This window comes from Mesorhizobium sp. M5C.F.Ca.IN.020.32.2.1 (genome assembly GCF_004023105.1).
GTDB lineage: Bacteria > Pseudomonadota > Alphaproteobacteria > Rhizobiales > Rhizobiaceae > Mesorhizobium > Mesorhizobium wenxiniae.
In genome coordinates this window covers 1-7,252 of the sequence record NZ_RZSX01000265.1, presented here as the reverse complement: position 1 = coordinate 7,252, position 7,252 = coordinate 1, and the positions used below count along the sequence as shown (strand labels likewise).

Here is a 7,252-nt window from a genome sequence, read left to right as displayed (position 1 = left end):
ATCACCACCAAAGCGCAAAGCCAGATCACCACAAAGGCGGGTGAGAAGGTGGCGGCGTGAGAAGGTTCAGACGTTTCGTGAGAAAGTTCAGGCGGGTGCCTTCTCCGCCAGCACCATGTAGTTGACGTCCATATCCTTCGACCGCTGCCAGCGGTCGGCGAGCGGATTGTAGGTGACGCCGGTGCGGTCGATGATGGTCAGGCCAGCGCCGGTTATCGCCTTTTCCAGCTCGTCTGGCCGCACCAGCTTGCCGAACTGGTGGGTGCCGCGCGGCAACCAGCGCAGCACATATTCGGCGCCGATAATGGCCAGGCCCAGGGCCTTCAGTGTGCGGTTGATGGTGGCGACGAACATGATGCCGCCGGGCTTAAGCATGTCGCCGCATTTGGCCACGAACAAGTCGATGTCGGCAACATGCTCGACCACTTCCATGTTGAGGATGACGTCGAATTTCTCGCCGGCGTCAGCCAGATCCTCCGCCGTCGTGGCACGGTAATCCACCGTCACGCCGACCTCCGCCGCATGCAGCTTGGCCACTTCGATGTTGGTGGCCGATGCGTCGGCGCCGACCACTTCGGCGCCAAGCCGCGCCATCGGCTCGCACAACAGCCCGCCGCCGCAGCCGATGTCGAGGAAGCGCAGGCCCTCGAACGGCCGCGCCGCACGCGGGTCGCGGCCGAAGCGCGCCGCCACCTGGTCGCGTATATAGGCAAGCCGGATCGGATTGAACTTGTGCAGCGGGCGGAATTTGCCGTTCGGATTCCACCATTCGGCGGCAAGGGCGGAAAAGCGCTCCACTTCTCCGGCATCGATCGTCGATCGTCGGGGTTCTGGCATCGTGTGGTCTCCTCGAACGTTAGGAAGTCGGCCGAGAGCCAGCGAATGTCAAGGCAGCAAATTTCGACTGTTGCCCGTTGCGCCTATGCGACAGGTATGCGGGTACGCGCGTTGCGCTCGTGTGTCGCCTTCGTCGCCCAGGGCTAGCGGCGGCACGCCTTGCGAAACCCGTAGCATTTGGCTAAGGAGGCCGCGAATTCGGCGACCGGCCCAGGCGGGCGCTCCCTTTCCGTTATTCGGGCGCCGGTCCGGCACCTAGTCAAAGGCATTTCGCTTCCATGGCGCGCATCGTGATGAAATTCGGCGGAACCTCCGTCGCCGACATCGCCCGCATCCGCAATGTGGCGCGCCATGTCAAACGCGAGGTCGATGCCGGCCATGAGGTTGCGGTGGTCGTCTCGGCGATGGCCGGCAAGACCAACGAGCTCGTGCAGTGGACGCGCGAAGCCTCGCCCATGCACGATGCGCGCGAATATGACGTCGTCGTCGCCTCCGGCGAGCAGGTGACCGCCGGCCTGCTGGCGATCGCGCTGCAGAACATGGGCGTCCATGCCCGCTCCTGGCAAGGCTGGCAGATCCCGATCAAGACGGACAATGCGCATGGCGCGGCGCGCATTCTCGACATTGACGGCGCGTTCCTGATCAAGCGCTTCGGCGAGGGCCAGGTGGCGGTGGTCGCCGGCTTTCAGGGCATCGGCCCGGACAATCGCATCGCCACGCTCGGCCGCGGCGGTTCCGACACCAGTGCTGTTGCCATCGCGGCGGCGGTCAAGGCCGACCGCTGCGACATCTACACCGATGTCGATGGGGTCTACACCACAGACCCGCGCATCGAGCCGAAAGCGCGGCGGCTGGCCAAGATTTCCTTCGAGGAAATGCTTGAAATGGCCTCTCTCGGCGCCAAGGTCCTGCAGGTACGCTCGGTCGAGCTTGCCATGGTGCACAGGGTGCGTACTTTCGTGCGGTCGTCCTTCGACGATCCCGACGCGCCCGGAATGGGGGATGTGCTCAATCCGCCCGGAACGCTTATTTGCGACGAGGAAGAGATCGTGGAACAGCAGGTCGTCACCGGAATTGCCTATGCCAAGGACGAAGCGCAGATTTCATTGCGCCGTGTCGGCGACCGGCCGGGCGTCGCCGCCGGCATTTTCGGGCCGCTGGCCGAGGCCAACATCAATGTCGACATGATCGTCCAGAACATTTCCGAGGACGGCAAGTTCACCGACATGACCTTCACCGTGCCGTCCGGCGATGTCGACAAGGCGCTTGCCGTGCTCGAGCGGCTGAAAACCACGATCGGCTACGACGTCGTGCAGTCGGAAGCCGGCATGTCGAAGGTCTCGGTCATCGGCATCGGCATGAGGAGCCATGCGGGCGTCGCCGCCACCGCTTTCAAGGCGCTGGCCGACAAGGCGATCAACATCCGTGCGATCACCACCTCCGAGATCAAGATTTCGATCCTGATCGACGGTCCCTACACCGAACTTGCGGTTCGCACTTTGCATTCCGTCTACGGTCTGGATAAGCAGTAGCAGATTGCATCGGCCCGAGAGTCGACTTCGGAAAGCACGATGCAGCAGATCGAAAGTCTTAGAGCGTCCTTTGGCGTCCAATTGGACGCATGGCGCTCTAATTGAGTTGTTGCGTGAGCGCCGGCCGCGGGAGAAACTGCGGCGGGCAAAATGTCCATTGGAGAACAAGCCGCGATGCGTGATACGGCCAGTGGCCCGCGCGTTTTGCTGAAACGGCTCCGCGAGCTCATGCAGGAGCCGCTGGAGCCGCAGGAGCGGCTCGACCGCATCGTGCGCGATATTGCCGCCAATATGGTCGCCGAAGTGTGCTCGCTCTATGTGCTGCGCGCCGATTCAGTGCTCGAACTCTATGCCACCGAGGGTCTGAACCCGAACGCCGTCCATTTGGCGCAGCTCAGGCTGGGGGAAGGCCTCGTCGGCACGATCGCGGCCTCAGCACGGCCGCTCAATCTCTCCAATGCGCAGGAACATCCAGCCTTCGCCTATCTGCCGGAGACGGGGGAAGAGATCTACAATTCCTTCCTCGGCGTGCCGGTGCTCAGGGCAGGGCGCACGCTCGGTGTGCTGGTCGTCCAGAACAAGACCATGCGCCACTATCGCGACGACGAGGTCGAGGCGCTGGAAACGACGGCGATGGTGATCGCCGAGATGATCGCCACCGGCGACCTTGCCCGGCTGACCCGGCCCGGGCTCGAACTCGACCTGCGCCGCCCGGTGAGCTTTACCGGCCTGTCCTTCAACGAAGGCGTCGGGCTCGGTCATGTCGTGCTGCACGAGCCGCGCATCGTCGTCACCAATCTGTTCAACGAGGACAGCGATGAGGAGATCAAGCGGCTCGATGCATCCCTCGGATCGCTCAGGCTCTCCATCGACGACATGCTGGAACGCCGCGAAGTCGCCTTCGAGGGCGAGCATCGCCAGGTGCTCGAAGCCTATCGCATGTTCGCCAACGACAGCGGCTGGGTGCGCCGGCTGGAAGAGGCGATCCGCAACGGCCTGACGGCGGAAGCAGCGGTGGAAAAAGTGCAGAGCGACATGCGTGCCCGCATGCTGCACATGACCGATCCGTATCTGCGCGAGCGAATGAGCGATTTCGACGATCTCGCCAATCGGTTGCTACGCCAGTTGATGGGGCGAGGGCCGGACGATGTCGCGGCCTCGCTACCGAAGGACGCCATCATCGTCGCCCGCTCGATGGGGGCTGCCGAACTGCTCGATTATCCCAGAGACAAGCTGCGCGGGCTGGTGCTCGAGGACGGCGCGGCGACCAGCCACGTCGTTATCGTGGCGCGGGCCATGGGCATACCGGTAGCGGGCCAGATGAGGGGCGCCGTTTCCATGGCGGAAAACGGCGACGCGATCATTGTCGACGGCGAAGAAGGTGCGATCCATCTGCGCCCTCAGCCCGACCTCGAAGCCGCCTATGCCGAAAAGGTCCGCTTCCGGGCGCGGCGGCAGGAGGTCTATCGCGAACTGCGCAAGAAGCCGTCGGTGACCAAGGACGGCGTCCAAGTCGACCTTTTGATGAATGCGGGCCTGGCCGTCGATCTGCCGCAGCTTGCGGAGGCGGGCGCCGCCGGCATCGGCCTATTCCGTACCGAGCTGCAATTCATGGTCGCCTCGACCTTTCCGCGTGCGGAAGCCCAGGAACGGCTCTACCGCGACGTGCTCGACGCGGCGCGCGGCAAGCCGGTGACCTTCCGCACCATCGATATCGGCGGCGACAAGGTGCTGCCCTACTTCAAGGACACGATCCAGGAAGAGAACCCGGCGCTCGGCTGGCGCGCCATCCGCCTGACGCTCGACCGGCCGGGCCTGTTGCGCACCCAGATCCGCGCGCTTCTAAAGGCCTGCGGTGGGCGTGAACTGAAGCTGATGCTTCCTATGGTGACGGAGCTCGGCGAGATCGCACAGGCGCGCGAAATCATCGATCGCGAGGTGCGGCATCTGTCGCGTTTTGCCCATCATCTGCCGACCAGCCTGAAGCTCGGGGCCATGCTGGAAGTGCCGTCGCTGCTGTTCCAGCTCGACGAGCTGATGAAGGCCGTCGATTTCGTCTCGGTCGGCTCGAACGATCTGTTCCAGTTCGTTATGGCGGTCGATCGCGGCAACACGCAGCTCTCCGACCGTTTCGATGCGCTGTCGACGCCGTTCCTGCGCGTTCTGAAGCAGATTGCCGACGCCGGGGTGCGCAATCAAACCTCGGTGACCTTGTGCGGCGAGCTGGCGGGCAAGCCGATCTCGGCGATGGCGCTGATCGGCCTTGGCTACCGGTCGATCTCGATGTCGCCGGCTTCGATCGGTCCGGTCAAGGCGATGCTGACGGAACTGCCGCTGGCCGAGCTGGAGACGTTCTTCGACGACAATCTCATGGCGCCGGCCCACGGGTTGCCGATGCGGGCGCTGCTGCAAGCCTTTGCCGACGACCGCTCCATTCCGTTGTAGACCTTCGCCATGATCAACCTGCCCCGCGACCGTATGGATCAAGTCGTCAAGCGTTTCGATATGCTCGAAGCGCAGATGTCGGCCGGGCCGGCGGCGGACGCCTATGTCAAGATGGCGTCGGAATATGCCGACATGCAGGAGATGGTGGCAAAGATCAGGGAGCTGCGTACCGCCGAGCATGAACAGGCCGACTTGCAGGCGATGCTCGCCGACAAAAGCACCGATGCCGAAATGCGGGCATTGGCCGAGGCCGATCTGCCCGAGGTCAGGGAACGCATCGAGGCGCTGCAGAGGGACATCCAGATCCTGCTTCTGCCCAAGGATGCCGCAGACGACAAGAACGCCATCCTCGAAATCCGCGCCGGCACCGGCGGCGACGAGGCGGCTCTCTTTGCTGGCGACCTGTTCCGCATGTACGAACGCTATGCTGCGGCACGCGGCTGGCGTTTCGAGACGGTGTCGGCCAGCGAGGGCGAGGTCGGCGGCTACAAGGAAATCATCGCCACCATTTCGGGCAAGGGGGTCTTCGCCCATCTGAAATTCGAGTCCGGTGTGCACCGTGTGCAGCGCGTGCCGGCGACCGAGGCCGGCGGGCGTATCCATACGTCGGCCGCGACGGTTGCGGTGCTGCCCGAAGCGGAAGAGGTCGACATCGACATCAGGGCCGAAGACATCCGCATCGACACGATGCGCGCCTCGGGTTCGGGTGGCCAGCACGTCAACACCACCGATTCGGCGGTGCGCATCACACATCTGCCGACCGGCATCATGGTGGTGCAGGCGGAGAAGTCGCAGCACCAGAACCGGGCGAAAGCCATGCAGATCCTGCGCGCCAGGCTTTACGACCTCGAGCGCAGCAAGGCTGACGAGGAACGCTCCGAATCGCGCAAATCGCAGGTCGGTTCGGGCGATCGCTCGGAGCGCATCCGCACCTATAATTTCCCGCAGGGCCGCGTCACCGACCATCGCATCAATTTGACGCTCTATAAGCTCGACCGGGTGATGATGGGCGAACTCGACGAGGTCATCGACGCGCTGATTGCCGACCACCAGTCGAAGCTGCTCGCCGATATCGGCCTCGATGGCTGACAGTCTGCCCGGTACGTTAGGGCCACTGCTGAAAGCGGCGCGGGCACGCCTTGCCGCGGCCGCAGTCGCCGATCCGGCGCTGGATGCAAGGCTGATCGTCGAACATATTTCCGGCACGACCCGCACACAAGCCATCGCCGATCCCGAATGCAGGGTCGATGCCGGCGCGATTGCCGCGATCGATTCAGCCCTGAGGCGGCGGATCGCCGGCGAGCCGGTGCATCGCATCCTGGGTTATCGCGAATTCTACGGCTTGCGCCTGTCGCTGTCACCGGAAACGCTTGAGCCGCGACCGGACACCGAGACGCTGGTCGAAGCGGTGCTGCCCTTCGTGAAGGCGACAGCGGAACGGCAAGGCCAATGCCGCATCCTCGATCTCGGCAGCGGCACCGGCGCCATCGCGCTGGCGCTGCTCAGCGCCGTTCCGGCGGCGGTCGCTACCGGTGTCGATATTTCGCAAGGCGCGCTGGCAACCGCCATGCGCAATGCCAGGGAATTGGGGTTAGCCGACCGGTTCCAGGTGCTCAAATCCGACTGGTTCGAAAAAGTTTTTGGCCGATACCATGTAATTGCCGCTAACCCTCCCTATATAGCATCCATAGACATTGAAAATCTGCAGCACGAAGTCCGCGATTTCGATCCACGCCAAGCCCTCGACGGCGGCGTGGATGGTCTGAGTCCCTACAGGATCATCGCCGCCGAGGCGGCAGGTTTTTTGGAAGCCGAGGGCAGGATTGCGGTCGAGATCGGCCACACCCAACGCAAAGAGGTCACGGGCATATTCTTCGCAGCCGGCTATGTGCCGGCGGGGGTATTCCGCGACTTTGGCGGAAACGAGAGGGTTCTGATCTTTGAACTGACAAAGCCGTGATGCAGTGCGAAAAAAGCGCTTGGCAATGCCGGGGAATGCGGCTAGGGTCGCCTTAACCGGATGAGACGAAGCAGGCAGTGCTCTTAGCGATTCGGTTTCCTTGGAAATAGCTGCCTTCTTGCGCAAACGACGCCCAAGCTTCGTGCGGGAATCGTCCGACAAGTGATGTAACCGGAACAGGATGACACGTGGCGCCAACGCAATCGATGCGGGCGAACGCCGGTGAAGAGACGAAACGGCTGGCTGCATGGGCGCCTCCGTTCGTGAAAAAGTTTTCGAAAATTCAAAATTGAAGAGAGTCGAATGAGGCCACAACAGCAGAACAGGCGCATGCGCGGTCGCAACAACAATGGCGGCGGCAATAACAACAACAATAACCGCAAGGGCCCTAATCCCCTGACGCGCAACTACGAGAGCAACGGTCCGGATGTGAAGATCCGCGGATCGGCTCAGCAGATCGCCGAAAAATACGCTACCC

At 63.1% G+C, this 7,252-nt stretch carries 6 protein-coding genes; 5 read left to right on the top strand and 1 reads right to left on the bottom strand.

The window, feature by feature from the left end:
• Nucleotides 1-87: 87 nt before the first annotated feature.
• Nucleotides 88-837 (bottom strand): bifunctional 2-polyprenyl-6-hydroxyphenol methylase/3-demethylubiquinol 3-O-methyltransferase UbiG, encoded by a 750-nt coding sequence (gene ubiG / locus EOA86_RS15260; RefSeq protein ID WP_065008457.1) that lies wholly within the window; start codon nt 835-837, stop codon nt 88-90.
• 278 nt (nt 838-1,115) lie between these two features.
• On the opposite strand from ubiG, the gene EOA86_RS15255 reads away from it, so the two are divergent.
• The 5 genes from EOA86_RS15255 to EOA86_RS15235 form a co-directional block, all read left to right on the top strand.
• A complete protein-coding gene (locus EOA86_RS15255) occupies nt 1,116-2,369 on the top strand; it encodes an aspartate kinase (protein ID WP_128342381.1) in 1,254 nt (417 codons plus the stop codon).
• A gap of 174 nt (nt 2,370-2,543) precedes the next feature.
• Entirely contained in the window at nt 2,544-4,814 is a 2,271-nt protein-coding gene (gene ptsP, locus EOA86_RS15250) for a phosphoenolpyruvate--protein phosphotransferase (RefSeq protein ID WP_128342379.1), read from the top strand.
• A gap of 9 nt (nt 4,815-4,823) precedes the next feature.
• On the top strand, nt 4,824-5,903 hold the full coding sequence (gene prfA, locus EOA86_RS15245; RefSeq protein ID WP_128342377.1) for a peptide chain release factor 1: 1,080 nt from the start codon (nt 4,824-4,826) through the stop codon (nt 5,901-5,903).
• On the top strand, nt 5,896-6,774 hold the full coding sequence (gene prmC / locus EOA86_RS15240; protein WP_127208841.1) for a peptide chain release factor N(5)-glutamine methyltransferase: 879 nt from the start codon (nt 5,896-5,898) through the stop codon (nt 6,772-6,774). Before prfA ends, prmC begins: the two co-directional genes overlap by 8 nt.
• A gap of 303 nt (nt 6,775-7,077) precedes the next feature.
• A partial coding sequence (locus EOA86_RS15235) for a DUF4167 domain-containing protein (RefSeq protein ID WP_128342375.1) occupies nt 7,078-7,252 on the top strand: 175 nt, incomplete at its 3' end.

Coding starts and splice junctions, on each gene's coding strand:
- ubiG (WP_065008457.1), bottom strand. CDS start 837: ATGCCAGAACCCCGACGATCGACGATCGATGCCGGAGAAGTGGAGCGC.
- EOA86_RS15255 (WP_128342381.1), top strand. CDS start 1,116: ATGGCGCGCATCGTGATGAAATTCGGCGGAACCTCCGTCGCCGACATC.
- ptsP (WP_128342379.1), top strand. CDS start 2,544: ATGCGTGATACGGCCAGTGGCCCGCGCGTTTTGCTGAAACGGCTCCGC.
- prfA (WP_128342377.1), top strand. CDS start 4,824: ATGATCAACCTGCCCCGCGACCGTATGGATCAAGTCGTCAAGCGTTTC.
- prmC (WP_127208841.1), top strand. CDS start 5,896: ATGGCTGACAGTCTGCCCGGTACGTTAGGGCCACTGCTGAAAGCGGCG.